Origin of the sequence: Agathobacter ruminis (genome assembly GCF_002735305.1) — a bacterium.
Classification (GTDB): domain Bacteria; phylum Bacillota; class Clostridia; order Lachnospirales; family Lachnospiraceae; genus Roseburia; species Roseburia ruminis.
On record NZ_PDYG01000123.1, the window covers coordinates 1 to 18,466 of the forward strand.

Consider the following 18,466-nt stretch of genomic DNA (forward strand, 5'->3'; position numbering starts at 1 on the left):
CTGGGAGAGCATCTGCCTTACAAGCAGAGGGTCACAGGTTCGAGCCCTGTAGGTCCCATTAAGTTGATGCCGATGTGGCTCAATTTAAGTGGTATTGCTGATTACAAATCAGCACATAGTAGTACGCCGATGTGGCTCAATTCACGATAATTGATGAGTGAAACGAGTCAATTATAGGCAGAGTTGCTGATTACAAATCAGCGTACAATATTATGCCGATGTGGCTCAATTGGCAGAGCAGCTGATTTGTAATCAGCAGGTTATCGGTTCGAGTCCGATCATCGGCTTTACAATTAAATAAATTAATTGTTATGGGCAGATTCCCGAGTGGCCAAAGGGGACAGACTGTAAATCTGCTGCACATTGCTTCGGTTTTACTCGTAAGAGTAATCAATATATGGCTCCATGGTCAAGCGGTTAAGACATCGCCCTTTCACGGCGGTAACACGGGTTCGATTCCCGTTGGAGTCATTTATTTTTTTGAGTAGTCGGCAAATTCGGACCATTAGCTCAGTTGGTTAGAGCACCCGGCTCATAACCGGTCGGTCCTGGGTTCGAGTCCCCGATGGTCCATTCAAAAAAGCATATGGCCTAGTGGCTCAGTTGGTTAGAGCGCCGCCCTGTCACGGCGGAGGTCACGGGTTCGAGTCCCGTCTGGGTCGTTTCAATTAAAAAGCTCTGGGATCTTAGCTCAGCTGGGAGAGCATCTGCCTTACAAGCAGAGGGTCACAGGTTCGTCTTTCTTTTGAAAGCAAAAATAAATATCGCGGGATGGAGCAGTCTGGAAGCTCGTCGGGCTCATAACCCGAAGGTCATAGGTTCAAATCCTATTCCCGCAACTCGTGCCTAGTTAGCTCAGTTGGTAGAGCGGAGGACTGAAAATCCTTATGTCTCTGGTTCGATTCCGGAACTAGGCACTTTCATTAAGCAGTACATTGCGTACTGCTTTTTTTTGAAAAATATAAGAGGTAGATTTATGGATCAGATTTTTAATGCCGACAACCGTTTTTTCAGAGGATTAAGCAAAATTATTGATTGCGTCGTGATCAGTTTTTGCTGGTTTATATGTTGTGTTCCGTCTATTACAATTGTATTTATGTGCGTATCTGCAGCGAATTATTTGTTGATGCCGCTGTTGATCCCTCTTATGGTATTGGTGGGACCGGCTTCCAGTGCACTCTATTATGTGACAGTAAAGAATATCAGACGAAGTCAGGGATATTGTTTCCGCGAATTCTGGAATGGCTTTCGCAACAGCTTTAAGCCGGCCTTTTTAGCCGGTATGGTCAGCATGGGATTCTTTTTGCTGATGCTGTTTGATACTTATGTGGTATCTGCATATCTGTATGATGCAAAAATCGGTCCTGTTAGCTGGATTTTTGTTGTAATGGCATTATTCTGTGTTATGTGGTCGATTAATTTATTTGCCTACATCGCCCGTTTTGATGACAAAGCGCGTGTGGCAATTAAGAATTCGCTGATCATTGGCATTGCGAATCTGCCAAAATCGTTTGTACAGCTGGTGATTACTGTCGCTGTTATTGTTGGCTGCTATTTGATTTGGCCGTTGACTTTTGCGGCTATGTTTATTGTGCCTGCAATCCTGACTCTTATCATCAGCATGTTGATGGAAAAGACTTTTCGTAAGTATATGTCTGAGGAAGATATTGCGTCTGAAGACGAAAAAACCAGAGTATATTAGCAAAATTACAGCCGCTTCGAGGAAAATCGATGCGGCTGTTTTTAGAAAAAACACAATATGTGGGCAATTTGTCAGACAAAATAATTTATTTAGTGGTTGCACGCCATCAGGACGTGCGTTATAATGTAAATGTATAAATGGACTTATTATAGCCCCGGTGCGGTCTGCATTATTTCAAGGAAGAAAGGAGGGGATCGAATATGGCTAAGATTGATAGTGCGTATGATTACTATGTCAGTACATACGGCACACAAAAAGCGTCGCGCTATGACTCTCATAAAAAGAGCGATCTGCGCAAAGTTTACAACCAAATCGTAAAAACCAATAAAGAATCTCCTCTGTACAAGATTTCCAATATGGATGAGGCGAAGCGCTATGCGATTGATATTAAGGAGAGTGCTAAGGCAATTCAAAATGTTGTTGCCTCTTTGACTGATGTCAATGGCGGTGTTTCTGAAGCCTTCCAAAAGAAAGTTGCAGTTTCTTCCGACGAGAAAACCGTTGAAGTTGAATATGTTGGAGATGGCACGGAAGACAATCATACGAATCAGTTTGAAATCGAAGTGGAAAGCCTGGCAACACCACAGGTAAACCGCGGTAATGCGTTGCGTGCGGATGCGTTGTCCTTTACACCGGGCTCCTATGCATTTGATCTGAATACGAATACCGCATCGTATGAATTTCAATATAATGTCTCAGCAGGTGAGACAAACGGCGAAGTATTAAACAAGCTCGCACGACTGGTGAACAGTTCCAATCTTAAGATTACGGCCGATGTAGAGGACGCCGGAGGCGGTCAGCGTGCATTGAAGCTGACATCCGTTCAAACAGGACTGCACGAATCAGAGCCATATCTGTTTGATATCGCACCGGAGGCATCACCGGAATCCATGGCAGCAATGAATTTGCTTGGAATCAATAAGGTGACGGCGCCTGCACAAAATTCAACCTTCTATTTAAATGGACGTGAAGAACACTCACTGAATAATACATTTACCATCAATAATGCTTTTGAACTGACCTTAAAGCAACAGAGTAAAGATCATGCGCAGACATTAATCAGTTTTAAGGCAAATGCGGATGCGGTTGCTGATAACATCCAGGAATTACTGGATGGCTACAATCGGGTACTTGATACCGCACAGCGCTACTCGGAAGGTCAGGCTGCTTATCAGGGACGCAAGCTTTACACAGAGATGAGTGCCGTGGCACAAAACAAGCAGGAGATTCTCGATTCCATTGGATTAATGCAGAGTGAAGACGGCAGACTGTTTGTGGATCGCGAAACTCTGGCAGAAGCAATTATGCCGGATCGCGCAGAAGAAACCTTTGGCATTCTGGCAAGCTTTCGTGATGCACTTGCAAAAGAAGCAGAAGATATGGGTGTCAACCCGATGAATTATGTAAACAAAGTTGTGGTGGAATACAAGAACCCGGGCAAGAATTTTGCAACGCCTTATATTTCATCCATCTATGCAGGAATGATGCTGGATAACAAAATATAACCTTGATGCGTAATGAAATCGTGTCGAGGTTATATTTTTGCTACTATATATAGTAGGAACAGAATCAGGAGAATACTTTTTTTGATGAAAAGACAAAAAATGTTTGACGGCTGTACAAAATCATGTTATATTGTTATGGCTTGAAACAATAGGTCTTTTTTTTATGCCCATTTTTATGGGTGACAACATGATTTAAACGGAGGTGGAAGTTGTGCGTACAAGAATTACTTTAGCTTGCACAGAATGTCAGAGAAGAAACTACAACCTGACAAAGGACAAGAAGACTCATCCGGACAGAATGGAAACCAAAAAGTATTGTAGATTCTGCAAGAAGCATACAATGCATAAGGAAACCAAATAGTTCGGCACAAGTGAAGGAGTGTTACTATGAGTGAAAAAACAGAAAAAGCTCCAAAGACTAGCTGGTTTTCCGGTCTGAAAGCTGAATTCAGCAAGATCGTATGGCCAGATCGTAAGTCGCTTGTAAGACAGACAATTGCAGTAATTGCAGTGTCGGTTGTGGTAGGACTGATTATCGCCGGACTTGACTGGGTGATCCAGTATGGCGTTAATTTCCTTGTTGGTTTAAGTTTCTAATTACGGAGGCATTATTTTATGGCAGAGGCAAATTGGTATGTTGTTCATACCTATTCAGGTTATGAAAACAAGGTCAAGGCGAACATTGAGAAGACAATTGAAAACAGACATTTGGAACAGCAGATTTTGGAGGTACGCGTCCCTCTTGAGGATGTGACCGAAATGAAGAACGGAAAGCCAAAGCTGGTTACCAAGAAAATGTTCCCGGGATATGTTCTGATTCATATGATCATGAACGATGACACCTGGTACGTTGTTCGTAACACAAGAGGTGTAACCGGATTCGTTGGACCTGGAAGCAAACCTGTTCCTCTTACCGAAGCAGAAATGAGACCGTTAGGAGTGAAGTCTGAAACCGTTGTGGTTGATTTTGCAGAAGGTGATGCAATTGTTATTCTTGCAGGACCTTGGAAAGACACCACGGGTGTTATTACCGCGATGAATCATCACAAACAGACAGTTACAATTAATGTAGAGCTGTTCGGTCGCGAAACACCGGTAGAAGTAAGTTTCGCAGATGTTAAACGAATGAATTAAGGAGGCAATTCCAATGGCAAAGAAAGTCGAAGGATATATCAAATTACAGATTCCTGCTGGAAAGGCTACACCAGCTCCTCCAGTTGGACCTGCTCTTGGACAGCATGGTGTAAACATTGTTGAGTTTACCAAGCAGTTCAACGCAAAGACAGCTGATATGGGTGATACCATCATCCCTGTAGTTATCACTGTATATGCAGATAGAAGCTTTAGCTTCATTACTAAGACACCACCGGCACCGGTTCTTATTAAGAAGGCATGCAAGATTCAGTCTGGATCAGGCGTACCAAACAAGACCAAGGTTGCTCAGATTACCAGAGCTCAGCTCGAGGAAATCGCTAACACCAAGATGGCTGATTTGAACGCAGCATCTCTTGAAGCAGCTGTAAGCATGATCGCAGGAACCTGCAGATCAATGGGTGTTGAAGTAGTAGACTAATATTTATTAATAAGTATTACGAAGTGGGAGGGTCCTCTCCCGATAAAACCACAGGAGGTTATATTCAATGAAAAGAGGAAAGAAATATCAGGACGCTGTTAAGGCATATGATAAGCAGACTCAATACGACGTTGCAGAAGCAATCGATCTCGTAAAGAAGAATGCCACAGCGAAGTTTGATGAAACAATTGAACTTCATCTTAGAACCGGCTGTGACGGACGTCACGCTGAGCAGCAGATCCGTGGTGCGGTAGTATTACCTCACGGAACAGGAAAGACAGTCAGAGTATTGGTTTTCGCTAAGGGAGCTAAGGCTGACGAGGCACAGGCAGCAGGCGCTGACTTTGTTGGTGCAGAAGATCTCATTCCGAAGATTCAGAACGACGGATGGTTAGATTTTGATGTTGTTGTAGCTACACCGGATATGATGGGTGTTGTAGGTCGTCTTGGTCGTGTACTTGGACCAAAGGGCTTAATGCCAAACCCAAAGGCCGGAACTGTTACTATGGACGTTGCAAAGGCTATCGAAGATATCAAAGCCGGTAAGATTGAGTATCGTTTGGATAAGACAAACCTTATCCATGTGCCAGTTGGAAAAGCATCTTTCACAGCAGAGCAGCTTAACGACAACTTCCAGGCTCTTATGGGAGCAATCAACAAGGCTAAGCCTTCAAGCTTAAAGGGACAGTATATTAAGAGTGCTACTCTTACATCTACAATGGGACCTGGCGTGAAGCTTAACGTTGTTAAGATTTCTCAGTAAGAATATTTGAAACTCGAGACCAAAAAATTCAAGCAAAAGACTTGTTGACAAAATTGCAACAGGTTGTTATAATAGCAAAGCATATTGCCGAAGACAGTAGGTGCTGAGAAAGCGTAACTCCAATGGATACCTACCGAGGAATATTAAGAATCATAGATTTTATGAATGCTTATCCCTCTTTGTCTAATGGCAAAGAGGGTTTTTTATTTGTATAAACTTTGCGCGATATGCTCAAAAATCTATAAGGAGGTAAAAATCGTGGCAAAAGTTGAACTGAAACAGCCAATCGTTGATGAAATTTCATCTGTAATGAAAGATGCGGCATCTGTAGTAGTTGTAGATTACCGTGGACTTACCGTTGCAGAGGATACTCAGCTTCGTAAGCAGTTAAGAGAAGCAGGCGTTTCTTACAAGGTTTACAAGAATACTTTAGTAAGCCGTGCTGTAGAAGGAACAGATTTCGAAAGCTTAAGAGATGTTTTGGAAGGACCAAGCGCATTTGCGGTTTCAACTGAGGATGCAACAGCTCCGGCAAGAGTACTTGCTGAGTTCGCTAAGAAGGCTCCTAAGTTAGAGATTAAGGCCGGTGTTGTAGAGGGAACTTACTATGACGCTGATGGAATGAAGGCAATCGCAAGCGTACCTTCAAGAGAAGTACTTCTTTCCAAGTTACTTGGAAGCTTACAGTCACCTATTGCAAACTTCGCTCGTGTTCTTAATCAGATCGCAGAGAAGGGTGGCGCAGCAGATGCAGCCGTAGAGGCAGCTCCTGCAGAGGAAGCACCGGCAGCTGAAGAAGCTCCGGCTACCGAAGAATAATCTTTTTATAAAAGAAAAACAAAATTTTTAAATGGAGGAAAATTAAAATGGCAAAGTTGACCACAGAAGAATTTATCGCAGCTATTAAAGAGCTTAGCGTATTAGAGTTAAATGACCTTGTAAAGGCATGTGAAGAAGAATTTGGCGTATCTGCAGCAGCAGGCGTTGTAGTAGCAGCAGCAGGTGCTGACGGAGCAGCAGCTGGAGAAGAGAAGACTGAGTTCGATGTAGAGCTTACTGAAGTAGGTTCTGAGAAGGTTAAGGTAATCAAGGTTGTTCGTGAGGTTACCGGTCTTGGACTTAAGGAAGCTAAGGAAGTTGTTGATGGCGCTCCTAAGATCGTTAAGGAAGCAGCTGACAAGGCTACCGCTGATGACATCAAGGCTAAGCTTGAGGAAGTTGGCGCTAAGGTTACTCTTAAGTAATTCAACTTTAAACGATTTTTCAAAACCACTCGCTTTATGCGGGTGGTTTTTTTTGAAAGTTTTACTTGCAAATGAGAACGTTTTGATGTATAGTATAGGTTGCACTATTGTGGTGCACTAGGCGATGCTATGCCCTTTTTTAGCCGGAAAGGCTTGAAAATAAAGGATTTGGCAACAATCAGTGTTCCCGATAGCACGTCGTTGATTCGATACACAAGATATAGTTATTGCGCAAAAATGAATCAACATTATCTAGAAAACGAGAGGTGAAACGTCGAATGGAGAAAAACAGAATACGTCCGGTCAAGGCTGGAAAAGGCATGCGTATGAGTTACTCAAGACAGAAGGAAGTTCTTCAGATGCCAAATCTGATCGAAGTCCAGAAGGATTCTTATCAGTGGTTCCTGGATGAAGGATTAAAAGAAGCATTTGCAGATATTTCTCCGATCGCAGATTACAGCGGTCACTTGAGCTTGGAATTTGTAGATTTTACATTATGTGAAGATGATGTGAAATACACGATTCCGGAATGCAAAGAAAGAGATGCAACATATGCAGCACCTTTGAAGGTTAAGGTCAGACTTCTTAACAATGAAACAGGCGAAATCAATGAGCACGAAATCTTTATGGGAGATCTTCCGCTCATGACTGAGACCGGAACATTCGTTATCAATGGTGCAGAGCGTGTCATTGTTAGCCAGTTGGTTCGTTCTCCTGGTATCTATTACGGAATTACTCATGACAAAGTGGGTAAGAAGCTGTATTCCTGCACTGTAATTCCTAACCGTGGTGCATGGTTAGAATACGAAACAGACTCCAACGATGTTTTCAGTGTTCGAGTAGACAGAACCAGAAAGGTTCCGATTACCGTATTGCTTCGTGCATTGGGTCTTGGAACCAACCGTGAGATCCTTGATATGTTTGGTGAAGAGCCAAAGATTCTTGCATCTTTTGCAAAGGATCCTTCTATCAATCCGGAGAAGTATCCGGAAGGAAGCTATGAAGCAGGTCTTCTCGAATTATATAAAAAGATTCGTCCGGGTGAGCCGCTTACGAGAGAAAGCGCAGAGAGCTTGATCAATGCAATGTTCTTTGACCCGCGTCGTTACGACCTTGCAAAAGTTGGTCGCTATAAATTCAACAAGAAGTTGATGCTCCGCAATCGTATTCGCGGTCATGTCCTGGCTGAGACTGTCATTGATCCGTCAACCGGAGAAGTGCTTGCGGAAGCCGGTACTACCGTAACACGCGAACTGGCTGATACCATTCAGAATGCAGCTGTTGAGGCAGTATGGATTCAGACCGAAACCAGAAATGTCAAGGTATTGTCTTCTTTGATGGTAGATGCAACCGCACAGGCAGGATTTACTTCAAAGGATTACATCAACTATCTCGATAAGGTCCTCAAAGAAGACATTATCGACAAGAGAACCCGCGATGAAATCGAGGGCTTTTTAAAGAACCTTCCTTCTGAAAAGAAGATGACCGAGCTCGATGAAATCTTATTGCGTGATTTCACATTAAAGCAGGCCGGTGTAACCGAGCTTGTATATTATCCGGTTATGAAGGATCTCTTAGAGCGTTTCACCGATAAGGTAGAGCTCTTAAGCGAAATGAAGAGAAACATCGGAGATTTGATTCCGAAGCATATTACCCGTGAGGATATTTTTGCATCCGTAAACTACAATATGCATTTGGAATGGGAAATCGGACATGATGATGATATTGACCATTTGGGTAACCGCCGTATTCGTGCCGTAGGTGAGTTGCTTCAGAACCAGTATCGCATTGGTCTTTCCCGTCTTGAGCGTGTTGTACGCGAGCGTATGACCACACAGGATATTGAAGGTATTTCTCCTCAAAGTTTGATTAATATTAAACCGGTAACTGCAGCTGTAAAAGAATTCTTCGGTTCTTCACAGTTGTCACAGTTCATGGATCAGAACAACCCGTTGTCTGAGTTGACACACAAGCGTCGTCTTTCCGCATTGGGACCTGGTGGTCTTTCAAGAGACCGTGCCGGATTCGAGGTTCGAGACGTTCACTACTCACACTATGGTCGTATGTGCCCGATTGAGACACCTGAAGGACCTAACATCGGTTTGATCAACTCTCTTGCATGCTATGCAAGAATCAACGAATATGGATTTGTGGAAGCTCCATATCGTAAGATTGACCATTCTGACCCACAGAATCCGGTTGTAACCGATATTGTAGAATACATGACTGCAGACGAAGAAGATAATTACCATGTTGCGCAGGCGAACGAAAAGCTTGATGCAGAAGGCCACTTCGTTCGTAATAATGTATCCGGTCGTTACAGAGAAGAAACTCAGGAATACGATAAGACAGCATTCGATTATATGGATGTCTCTCCTAAGATGGTATTCTCGGTAGCTACCGCATTGATTCCATTCTTGCAGAACGACGATGCGAACCGTGCGCTGATGGGATCAAACATGCAGCGTCAGGCCGTTCCGCTTTTGGTTACCGAGGCTCCTGTTATCGGAACCGGTATGGAGACCAAGGCAGCAGTAGACTCCGGTGACTGTGTCGTTGCAAAGGCCGGCGGTGTTGTTGAACTCGCTGAGTCAAGCAGAATTGTTGTACGCGAAGATGACGGCAACAAGCGTGAATATGCATTGATGAAATTCACACGAAGCAACCCGTCTAACTGCTATAACCAGAGACCTATCGTATTTAAGGGACAGCGTGTAGAAGCCGGCGAAGTAATCGCTGACGGTCCTTCTACCTCAAACGGTGAGCTTGCTCTCGGAAAGAACCCGTTGATTGGATTCATGACCTGGGAAGGCTACAACTACGAGGATGCGGTCCTTCTGAGTGAACGACTGGTAGAATATGATGTTTATACATCTGTACATATTGAGGAATACGAAGTAGAATCCCGTGATACAAAGCTTGGACCGGAAGAAATCACACGTGATGTTCCGGGTGTCGGCGATGATGCACTCAAGGATCTCGATGAGCGCGGAATCATTCGTGTCGGCGCTGAGGTTCGTGCGGGAGATATTCTTGTCGGAAAGGTAACTCCAAAGGGAGAGACCGAGCTGACTGCAGAAGAAAGACTTCTTCGTGCAATCTTCGGCGAGAAGGCCAGAGAAGTTCGTGATACTTCCCTTAAGGTTCCACACGGTGCATATGGTATCGTAGTTGATGCCAAGGTGTTCAGCAGAGATAACGGCGATGAGTTATCACCTGGAATCAACCAGTCTGTTCGTATTTATATCGCACAGAAGAGAAAGATTTCAGTCGGTGATAAGATGGCTGGTCGTCATGGTAACAAGGGTGTCGTTTCCCGCGTACTTCCGGTTGAGGATATGCCATTCCTTCCAAACGGTCGTCCGCTTGACATCGTATTGAACCCATTGGGCGTACCTTCCCGTATGAACATCGGACAGGTCCTTGAGATTCATCTTTCTCTTGCCGCAAAAGCATTGGGATTCAATATCGAAACACCTGTATTTGACGGTGCAAAGGAAATTGACATTCAGGATACGCTTGAACTTGCAAATGATTATGTAAATCTTCCATTTGACAAAGAAGAAGCAAAGAATCCTGAGTGGGCAGATACAACCGAAATCTTCTACGAGAAGTACAAAGATACTTTACTTCCGGAAGTAATGGATTACCTTTCAGAGAATCGTGCACATCGTGCACTTTGGAAGGGTGTTCCGATTTCACGTGACGGAAAAGTACAGCTTCGCGACGGTAGAACCGGTGAATGCTTCGATGGAAAGGTAACCATCGGACACATGCATTACCTGAAACTTCATCACCTGGTTGACGATAAGATCCATGCTCGTTCAACCGGTCCTTACTCACTCGTAACACAGCAGCCGCTTGGTGGTAAAGCACAATTCGGTGGACAGCGTTTCGGAGAGATGGAAGTTTGGGCGCTGGAAGCATACGGTGCCGCATATACCTTGCAGGAGATTCTGACTGTGAAGTCCGACGATGTGGTTGGTCGTGTCAAGACATACGAAGCAATCATCAAGGGTGACAATATCCCTGAACCGGGAATTCCGGAATCATTCAAGGTATTGCTCAAAGAATTACAGTCATTGGGACTTGATGTAAAGGTACTTGATGAGGATCGCAACGAAGTTGAACTCATCGAAACCAGTGAATACGGAAATACAGACTTCAATTCAGTAATCGGAAACGATAAGGATTACGCATTCGAAAGCAGCGAATCCTTCGAACAACATGGCTTCCAGAAGCAGGAGTTCGACGAGACTGGAGAGCTTGTCGCATCTGAAGACGAAGACGCATCTGATGATTTTGAATATGATGATGACGATCTTCTTGCAGAAGACAGCTACGACGATGAAGATTAAGGAAGGGAGAACCCGTAAATGCCAACTACAACTGTAAATGATCAAAATCAGGCAATGCAGTTTGACGCACTTCAGATTGGACTTGCGTCACCTGAAAAGATTCGTGAGTGGTCATATGGCGAAGTAAAGAAACCTGAGACCATCAATTACAGAACATTAAAGCCGGAAAAAGATGGTTTGTTCTGTGAGAAGATTTTCGGACCAACCAAAGATTGGGAATGTCATTGCGGAAAATACAAAAAAATTCGCTACAAGGGCGTTGTGTGTGACAAGTGTGGTGTAGAAATCACAAAGTCCAGCGTCCGCAGAGAGCGTATGGGACACATCGAGCTTGCAGCTCCTGTGTCTCACATCTGGTACTTCAAGGGAATCCCTTCCCGTATGGGATTAATCCTTGATTTGTCACCACGTATTCTCGAGAGAGTCTTATATTTTGCGTCCTATATCGTATTAGATCCGGGCGAGACCTCTTTGAGCTACAAGCAGGTATTGACTGAAGCTGAATATCAGGACGCCTGTGATACCTACGGAGCACACATGTTCCGAGTGGGAATGGGTGCAGAATCCATCCGCGAATTATTGGAGCACTTCAGTGCACCGGTAGACCGTGATGCTGATCCGGAATACACATTCCTTGACAAAGAAGCCGATGAATTAAAGGCTGAATTGGAAAACTCAACCGGACAAAAGAGAGCCCGCATCATCAAGAGACTTGAGGTGGTAGAGGCATTCCGTGAATCCGGAAACAAGCCGGAGTGGATGATTATGACCGTAATCCCGGTAATTCCACCGGATCTTCGTCCAATGGTACAGCTGGACGGTGGTCGTTTTGCTACATCTGACTTAAATGACTTATACAGAAGAATCATCAACCGTAACAACCGTCTGAGAAGACTTCTCGACCTTGGCGCACCGGACATCATCGTGCGTAACGAGAAGCGTATGCTTCAGGAAGCGGTTGACGCATTGATCGATAACGGTCGTCGTGGACGTCCGGTAACCGGACCTGGAAACAGAGCACTCAAGTCTCTGTCAGACATGTTAAAGGGTAAGGGCGGACGCTTCCGTCAGAACCTGCTCGGAAAACGTGTTGACTACTCCGGTCGTTCCGTTATCTGCGTAGAGCCAAAGCTTAAAATTTACCAGTGCGGACTTCCAAAGGAAATGGCAATCGAATTATTCAAGCCATTTGTAATGAAAGAGCTTTCCGCAAACGGAACAGCACACAACATCAAATCTGCCAAGAAGATGGTAGAGCGTCAGGAAGATGTTGTATGGGATGTACTTGAGGAGGTAATCAAGGAACACCCTGTAATGCTGAACAGAGCACCTACTCTTCACAGATTGGGTATTCAGGCATTCGAGCCAATCCTTGTAGAAGGAAAGGCAATCAAATTGCATCCGTTGGTATGTACCGCATTCAACGCCGACTTCGACGGTGACCAGATGGCGGTTCACCTTCCATTGTCTGTAGAGGCTCAGTCAGAGTGCCGCTTCATGCTGCTCTCTCCAAACAACCTTTTGAAGCCTTCCGATGGTGGTCCGGTAGCAGTACCTTCACAGGATATGGTACTTGGTGGATACTATCTGACAATGAGAAAGCTTCCAAACTATATGGATGATGCAAAGGTAGAAGCGGTCAGCGACCACATCTATCTGTCAGAAGAAGAAATCAAAAAGGATGCAGAGCCGGGCAAGAACGGCAAGGCAAAGATTAGTCTCTATGACTTTATCTGGTATCGCGATATGAGTGATATTGTCGGAACCGATGAGAATGGAGAGCCAAAAGGCCGTAAGGTATTATGTAAAGCAATTGATGTCCTCGGATATCATTACGGAAGCATGAACCAGGCACTGCTTGCACATGAGAATGGTGAGATTACACTTCACCAGAAGATTTATGTATATCGTAAAGCAATGACAACTCCGGCGGGCGATGAGCAGCCGGTTGAAGTAGAAGGCTTCGTAGAGACCACACTCGGCTTATTGCTTTACAACGAAATCATTCCTCAGGATCTTGGTTATGTAGACCGTTCTAACCCGGATGAAGTACTCAAGTATGAGATTGACTTCCAGGTTGGAAAGAAGCAGATCAAGGCAATTCTTGAGAAAGTCATCAATACCCACGGCGCAACAAAGACCGCCGAAGTATTGGATGATGTAAAGGCAATGGGATACAAGTATTCCACCATCGCGGCTATGACCGTATCTATTTCAGATATGACCGTGCCGCCACAGAAGCCGGAATTGATCGAACAGGCTCAGAAGACCGTAGACCGTATTACAGCACAGTACAAACGTGGATTCGTAACTGACGAAGAGCGTTACAAAGGTGTTGTTGAGACATGGAAAGAGACGGATGATGAGTTGACCAAGGCCCTTCTTGATGGATTGGATAAATATAATAACATCTTCATGATGGCTGACTCCGGTGCCCGTGGATCTAACCAGCAGATCAAGCAGTTGGCAGGTATGCGTGGTCTGATGGCTGATACAACAGGACGTACCATCGAGTTGCCAATCAAGTCAAACTTCCGTGAAGGTCTGGACGTACTCGAGTACTTCATGTCTGCGCATGGAGCTCGTAAGGGACTTTCAGATACCGCGCTTAGAACTGCGGACTCCGGATATTTGACACGAAGACTGGTAGACGTATCACAGCATATCATCGTTCGTGAGCGCGATTGCTGCGAAGGCACCGATCGTGAGATCCCTGGAATGGTAGTAAAGGCATTCATGGATGGAAAAGAAACCATCGAAAGCCTCAAGGATCGTATTACAGGACGATTCTCATGTGAGACCATCTGCGATGCAGACGGCAATGTGATTGTCAAGAAGAACCATATGATCACTCCAAGCCGTGCAGCAAGAATCCTTTCAAAGGGTGTTGATGCAAACGGAAATCCGATCGATCAGGTTAAGATTCGTACCATTTTGACCTGCCGTTCACATATGGGTGTTTGTGCGAAGTGTTACGGAGCAAACATGGCTACCGGACAGGCCGTACAGGTTGGTGAAGCAATCGGTATTATTGCAGCACAGTCCATCGGTGAGCCTGGTACACAGCTTACCATGAGAACATTCCATACCGGTGGTGTAGCCGGAAGCGATATTACTCAGGGTCTTCCTCGTGTCGAAGAAATTTTCGAGGCACGTAAGCCGAAGGGTCTTGCAATCATCACTGAGATTGCCGGTGTTGCAACTATTAAAGACTCCAAGAAGAAGCGTGAAGTAATTGTAACCAACAACGAGACCGGAGAGACCAAGACTTATCTGATTCCTTACGGATCAAGAATCAAGATCCTTGACGGAGCAGTACTTGAAGCCGGTGATGAAATTACCGAAGGTTCTGTAAACCCACATGACATCTTAAAGATTAAGGGTGTTCGTGCCGTTCAGGATTACATGCTTCGCGAAGTACAGCGCGTATATCGTCTGCAAGGTGTAGATATCAACGATAAACATATCGAGGTTATCGTTCGTCAGATGCTTCAGAAAGTTCGCATCGAGGAAGCTGGAGACTCCGAATTCCTTCCGGGAAGCATGGTTGACTCTCTCGACTTCATCGAAAAGAACGAAGAACTCGAGGCAGAAGGAAAGGAAATTGCAAAAGAAGAACAGATTCTTCTCGGAATCACAAAGGCTTCTCTTGCTACCAACTCATTCCTTTCAGCTGCATCCTTCCAGGAGACCACCAAGGTTCTTACCGAAGCAGCAATCAAGGGTAAGGTTGACCCATTGATTGGTATGAAGGAAAACGTAATCCTTGGTAAGCTGATTCCTGCAGGAACCGGTATGAAGCGTTACCGCAATATCAAGTTGGACAGTGATGTGGCTGCAAATGCAGTTCTCGATCTCGATACCAACTTAGAAGAAATCGACGCAGAGATGTTTGATGATCAGGACGAAATGATTACAGCAGAAGTGCTCGACGATTTTGAATAAAAAGCTTCTATAAATAAGGACACAGAATCAGCGTGATTCTGTGTCCTATTTTTTGCTTGACAATTTGGGAAAATATGATACAATATTTTAGCATGCGTAATAATATGCAAAAATATATTCTAATAGGAGGTGAAATCAATGCCAACATTCAACCAGTTAGTAAGAAAAGGTCGTCAGACTTCAGTTAAGAAATCTACTGCACCTGCACTTCAGAGAAGCTTTAACTCTCTTCAGAAGAAGGCCGTTAACACATCTTCTCCACAGAAGCGTGGTGTTTGTACAGCTGTTAAGACTGCTACACCTAAGAAGCCTAACTCAGCTCTTAGAAAGATCGCCAGAGTACGTCTTTCTAACGGAATCGAAGTAACATCTTACATTCCGGGTGAAGGTCACAACCTTCAGGAGCATAGCGTTGTTTTGATTCGCGGTGGTCGTGTTAAGGATTTACCAGGTACACGTTATCACATCATCCGTGGTACATTGGATACTGCAGGTGTTGCAAATCGTAAGCAGGCTCGCTCTAAGTACGGCGCTAAGAGACCAAAGGCTGCTAAGTAATTTACGCTTAGTGCAATGAAATGTATTTCACAAACGAAAACTAACGTAAAGTGTTGGGAATTGATTTTCAATATACCTGCACGAACACATTAGTAAGACACATGTGAGTACCGAAGATCTAACAAAAAATTTTAGTTAAGGAGGGAAGTAACGTGCCACGTAAAGGACATACTCAGAAAAGAGACGTTCTGGCAGATCCACTTTACAACGATAAGGTAGTTACCAAGCTTATCAATAACATCATGTTAGATGGTAAGAAAGGTGTAGCTCAGAAGATCGTTTACGGTGCATTCGCCAGAGTTGAAGAGAAAGCTGGAAAGCCAGCTCTCGAAGTATTTGAAGAAGCCATGAACAACGTTATGCCGGCTCTTGAAGTTAAGGCTAGACGTATCGGTGGTGCTACCTATCAGGTTCCGATCGAGGTTCGCCCGGATCGTCGCCAGGCATTAGCACTTCGTTGGCTTACCACATTTTCTCGTGCAAGAGGTGAGAAGACTCAGGAAGAGCGTCTTGCAAACGAAATCCTCGATGCTGCAAACAATACAGGAGCAGCTGTAAAGAGAAAAGAAGATATGCACAAGATGGCAGAAGCAAACAAGGCTTTTGCACACTATCGTTTCTAATAATAATAGGAGGAAAAAATCTTGGCTGGAAGAGAATATCCACTTGATAGAACAAGAAACATCGGTATTATGGCGCACATCGATGCTGGTAAGACCACATTGACCGAGCGTATTCTTTACTATACCGGTGTTAACTACAAGATTGGTGATACTCATGAAGGTACTGCTACCATGGACTGGATGGAGCAGGAGCAGGAAAGAGGTATTACCATTACTTCAGCCGCTACTACTTGTCATTGGACTCTTGAAAAAGAGACCAAGCCAATGCCGGGTGCATTAGAGCATCGTATCAACATCATTGATACCCCGGGTCACGTTGACTTTACAGTAGAAGTAGAGCGTTCACTCCGTGTACTTGACGGCGCCGTAGGTGTCTTCTGTGCAAAGGGTGGTGTTGAGCCACAGTCTGAAAATGTATGGCGTCAGGCTGATACATACAACGTACCAAGAATGGCATTCATCAATAAGATGGATATCCTTGGTGCAAACTTCTACGGAGCTGTTGAGCAGATCCGTACCCGTTTAGGAAAGAACGCAATCGTTCTTCAGCTTCCTATCGGAAAAGAAGATGACTTCAAGGGAATCATCGATTTGTTTGAGATGAAGGCATATATCTACAACGACGATAAGGGTGATGATATCACTGTTACCGACGACCTTGGAGATATGGCTGCTCAGGCAGAAGAATATCGTAACGAATTGGTAGAGAAGATCTGCGAATTAGACGATGATCTGATGATGATGTATCTTGAAGGAGAAGAACCATCTGTAGAAGAAATGAAGAAGGTTCTTCGTAAAGCAACCTGTGAGTGTACAGCAATTCCTGTATGCTGTGGTTCTGCTTACAGAAATAAGGGTGTTCAGAAGTTACTCGATGCAGTAGTTGAGTATATGCCTGCACCTACAGATATTCCTGCAATTAAGGGAACTGACCTTGAAGGAAACGAAGTTGAGAAGCACGCTTCTGATGAAGAGCCATTCGCAGCTTTGGCATTCAAGATCATGACTGACCCATTCGTAGGAAAGCTTGCATACTTCCGTGTATATTCAGGAACCTGCAAGTCCGGATCATATGTATTAAATGCAACCAAGGGCAAGAAGGAGCGTGTTGGACGTATCCTTCAGATGCATGCAAACAAGAGAGAAGAGTTAGACATTGTTTACTCCGGTGATATCGCTGCAGCAGTAGGATTTAAGCTTACTACTACCGGTGATACAATCTGTGATGAGCAGCATCCGGTAATCCTTGAGTCTATGGAATTCCCTGAGCCGGTTATCGAGCTTGCAATCGAGCCTAAGACCAAGGCTGGACAGGGTAAGATGGGTGAAGCTCTTGCCAAGTTGGCAGAAGAAGATCCTACATTCCGTGCACATACCGATCAGGAAACAGGACAGACCATCATCGCTGGTATGGGTGAGCTTCACCTTGAGATCATCGTTGACCGTCTTCTCCGTGAATTTAAGGTAGAGGCAAACGTTGGTGCTCCTCAGGTAGCATACAAGGAAACCTTCACCAAGCCTGTTGATCAGGAATACAAATATGCAAAACAGTCCGGTGGTCGTGGACAGTATGGACATTGTAAAGTTCGTTTCGAGCCGATGGATGCCAACGGAGAAGAACTCTTCAAGTTCGATTCCGAAGTTGTCGGTGGTGCTATTCCTAAGGAATACATCCCAGCAGTTGGCGAAGGTATCGAAGAGGCAACTAAGGCAGGATCCCTTGGTGGATTCCCTGTAGTTGGTATTCATGCTACCGTATACGACGGATCATATCACGAAGTCGATTCATCAGAAATGGCATTCCATATTGCCGGATCTATGTGCTTCAAGGAAGCTATGGCTAAGGCATCTCCGGTTCTTCTTGAGCCTATCATGAAGGTTGAAGTAACCATGCCGGAAGAATACATGGGTGATGTAATCGGTGATATCAACTCACGTCGTGGACGTATTGAAGGTATGGATGATCTCGGCGGCGGAAAGATCGTACGCGGTTATGTACCACTTGCTGAGATGTTTGGATATTCTACCGACCTTCGTTCTAAGACACAGGGTCGTGGTAACTACTCAATGTTCTTCGAGAAGTATGAGCCGGTACCAAAGAATGTTCAGGAAAAGATCCTTGCAAACAAGGACAAATAAATCGTTTTTATTTCGCTAAAAACTTGAAAATGCCCGACTAATCCCGTATAATCAAG

General features: G+C 44.5%; 14 protein-coding genes, 6 tRNA genes and 1 other annotated feature. All 20 genes read left to right on the plus strand.

Going from position 1 to position 18,466, the window contains the following annotated elements:
• The first annotated feature begins 214 nt into the window (after positions 1-214).
• Positions 215-287: transfer RNA gene (locus CSX02_RS11155), tRNA-Thr, on the plus strand.
• A gap of 112 nt (positions 288-399) precedes the next feature.
• A tRNA-Glu gene (locus tag CSX02_RS11160) sits at positions 400-471 on the plus strand.
• A 28-nt stretch (positions 472-499) separates the two neighbouring features.
• Positions 500-573 (plus strand) — tRNA-Ile (locus tag CSX02_RS11165).
• 15 nt (positions 574-588) lie between these two features.
• Positions 589-662: transfer RNA gene (locus tag CSX02_RS11170), tRNA-Asp, on the plus strand.
• 103 nt (positions 663-765) lie between these two features.
• Positions 766-839 (plus strand) — tRNA-Met (locus tag CSX02_RS11175).
• A gap of 5 nt (positions 840-844) precedes the next feature.
• Positions 845-917, plus strand: a tRNA-Phe gene (locus CSX02_RS11180).
• A 59-nt stretch (positions 918-976) separates the two neighbouring features.
• The gene (locus CSX02_RS11185) at positions 977-1,702 is read left to right on the plus strand and encodes a YesL family protein (protein WP_099386734.1); all 726 of its coding nucleotides are present in this window, start codon (positions 977-979) and stop codon (positions 1,700-1,702) included.
• 200 nt (positions 1,703-1,902) lie between these two features.
• A complete protein-coding gene (gene fliD, locus CSX02_RS11190; protein WP_099386735.1) occupies positions 1,903-3,207 on the plus strand; it encodes a flagellar filament capping protein FliD in 1,305 nt (434 codons plus the stop codon).
• Positions 3,208-3,418: 211 nt separating this feature from the next.
• Complete coding sequence (gene rpmG, locus CSX02_RS11195) at positions 3,419-3,568, plus strand: 50S ribosomal protein L33 (protein WP_031542419.1); 150 nt, start codon at positions 3,419-3,421, stop codon at positions 3,566-3,568.
• 26 nt (positions 3,569-3,594) lie between these two features.
• Positions 3,595-3,804, plus strand: a complete 210-nt coding sequence (gene secE / locus CSX02_RS11200) for a preprotein translocase subunit SecE (protein WP_031542420.1) — start codon at positions 3,595-3,597, stop codon at positions 3,802-3,804.
• An 18-nt stretch (positions 3,805-3,822) separates the two neighbouring features.
• Entirely contained in the window at positions 3,823-4,341 is a 519-nt protein-coding gene (nusG, locus tag CSX02_RS11205) for a transcription termination/antitermination protein NusG (protein ID WP_031542422.1), read from the plus strand.
• A gap of 13 nt (positions 4,342-4,354) precedes the next feature.
• Complete coding sequence (gene rplK, locus CSX02_RS11210; RefSeq protein WP_031542424.1) at positions 4,355-4,780, plus strand: 50S ribosomal protein L11; 426 nt, start codon at positions 4,355-4,357, stop codon at positions 4,778-4,780.
• A 67-nt stretch (positions 4,781-4,847) separates the two neighbouring features.
• Entirely contained in the window at positions 4,848-5,543 is a 696-nt protein-coding gene (gene rplA / locus CSX02_RS11215; protein ID WP_031542429.1) for a 50S ribosomal protein L1, read from the plus strand.
• A gap of 69 nt (positions 5,544-5,612) precedes the next feature.
• Positions 5,613-5,757, plus strand: a sequence feature (ribosomal protein L10 leader region).
• Positions 5,758-5,801: 44 nt separating this feature from the next.
• A complete protein-coding gene (rplJ, locus tag CSX02_RS11220; RefSeq protein ID WP_099386736.1) occupies positions 5,802-6,362 on the plus strand; it encodes a 50S ribosomal protein L10 in 561 nt (186 codons plus the stop codon).
• A gap of 47 nt (positions 6,363-6,409) precedes the next feature.
• Entirely contained in the window at positions 6,410-6,787 is a 378-nt protein-coding gene (gene rplL, locus CSX02_RS11225) for a 50S ribosomal protein L7/L12 (RefSeq protein WP_099386737.1), read from the plus strand.
• A 278-nt stretch (positions 6,788-7,065) separates the two neighbouring features.
• On the plus strand, positions 7,066-11,145 hold the full coding sequence (gene rpoB, locus CSX02_RS11230) for a DNA-directed RNA polymerase subunit beta (RefSeq protein WP_031542437.1): 4,080 nt from the start codon (positions 7,066-7,068) through the stop codon (positions 11,143-11,145).
• A gap of 18 nt (positions 11,146-11,163) precedes the next feature.
• Entirely contained in the window at positions 11,164-15,090 is a 3,927-nt protein-coding gene (gene rpoC, locus CSX02_RS11235) for a DNA-directed RNA polymerase subunit beta' (RefSeq protein WP_099386738.1), read from the plus strand.
• Positions 15,091-15,228: 138 nt separating this feature from the next.
• The gene (gene rpsL / locus CSX02_RS11240) at positions 15,229-15,648 is read left to right on the plus strand and encodes a 30S ribosomal protein S12 (RefSeq protein ID WP_031542440.1); all 420 of its coding nucleotides are present in this window, start codon (positions 15,229-15,231) and stop codon (positions 15,646-15,648) included.
• A 152-nt stretch (positions 15,649-15,800) separates the two neighbouring features.
• A complete protein-coding gene (gene rpsG / locus CSX02_RS11245) occupies positions 15,801-16,271 on the plus strand; it encodes a 30S ribosomal protein S7 (RefSeq protein ID WP_031542442.1) in 471 nt (156 codons plus the stop codon).
• 21 nt (positions 16,272-16,292) lie between these two features.
• Positions 16,293-18,410 carry an elongation factor G gene (gene fusA, locus CSX02_RS11250; protein ID WP_031542444.1) on the plus strand — a complete coding sequence of 706 codons (2,118 nt, stop codon included), beginning with the start codon at positions 16,293-16,295 and terminating at the stop codon, positions 18,408-18,410.
• The last annotated feature ends 56 nt before the right edge of the window (positions 18,411-18,466 follow it).

Excerpts from the sequence above, each read along its gene's own strand:
- CSX02_RS11185 (WP_099386734.1), top strand. The coding sequence starts at position 977 with ATGGATCAGATTTTTAATGCCGACAACCGTTTTTTCAGAGGATTAAGC.
- fliD (WP_099386735.1), top strand. The coding sequence starts at position 1,903 with ATGGCTAAGATTGATAGTGCGTATGATTACTATGTCAGTACATACGGC.
- secE (WP_031542420.1), top strand. The coding sequence starts at position 3,595 with ATGAGTGAAAAAACAGAAAAAGCTCCAAAGACTAGCTGGTTTTCCGGT.
- nusG (WP_031542422.1), top strand. The coding sequence starts at position 3,823 with ATGGCAGAGGCAAATTGGTATGTTGTTCATACCTATTCAGGTTATGAA.
- rplK (WP_031542424.1), top strand. The coding sequence starts at position 4,355 with ATGGCAAAGAAAGTCGAAGGATATATCAAATTACAGATTCCTGCTGGA.
- rplA (WP_031542429.1), top strand. The coding sequence starts at position 4,848 with ATGAAAAGAGGAAAGAAATATCAGGACGCTGTTAAGGCATATGATAAG.
- rplL (WP_099386737.1), top strand. The coding sequence starts at position 6,410 with ATGGCAAAGTTGACCACAGAAGAATTTATCGCAGCTATTAAAGAGCTT.
- rpoB (WP_031542437.1), top strand. The coding sequence starts at position 7,066 with ATGGAGAAAAACAGAATACGTCCGGTCAAGGCTGGAAAAGGCATGCGT.
- rpoC (WP_099386738.1), top strand. The coding sequence starts at position 11,164 with ATGCCAACTACAACTGTAAATGATCAAAATCAGGCAATGCAGTTTGAC.
- rpsL (WP_031542440.1), top strand. The coding sequence starts at position 15,229 with ATGCCAACATTCAACCAGTTAGTAAGAAAAGGTCGTCAGACTTCAGTT.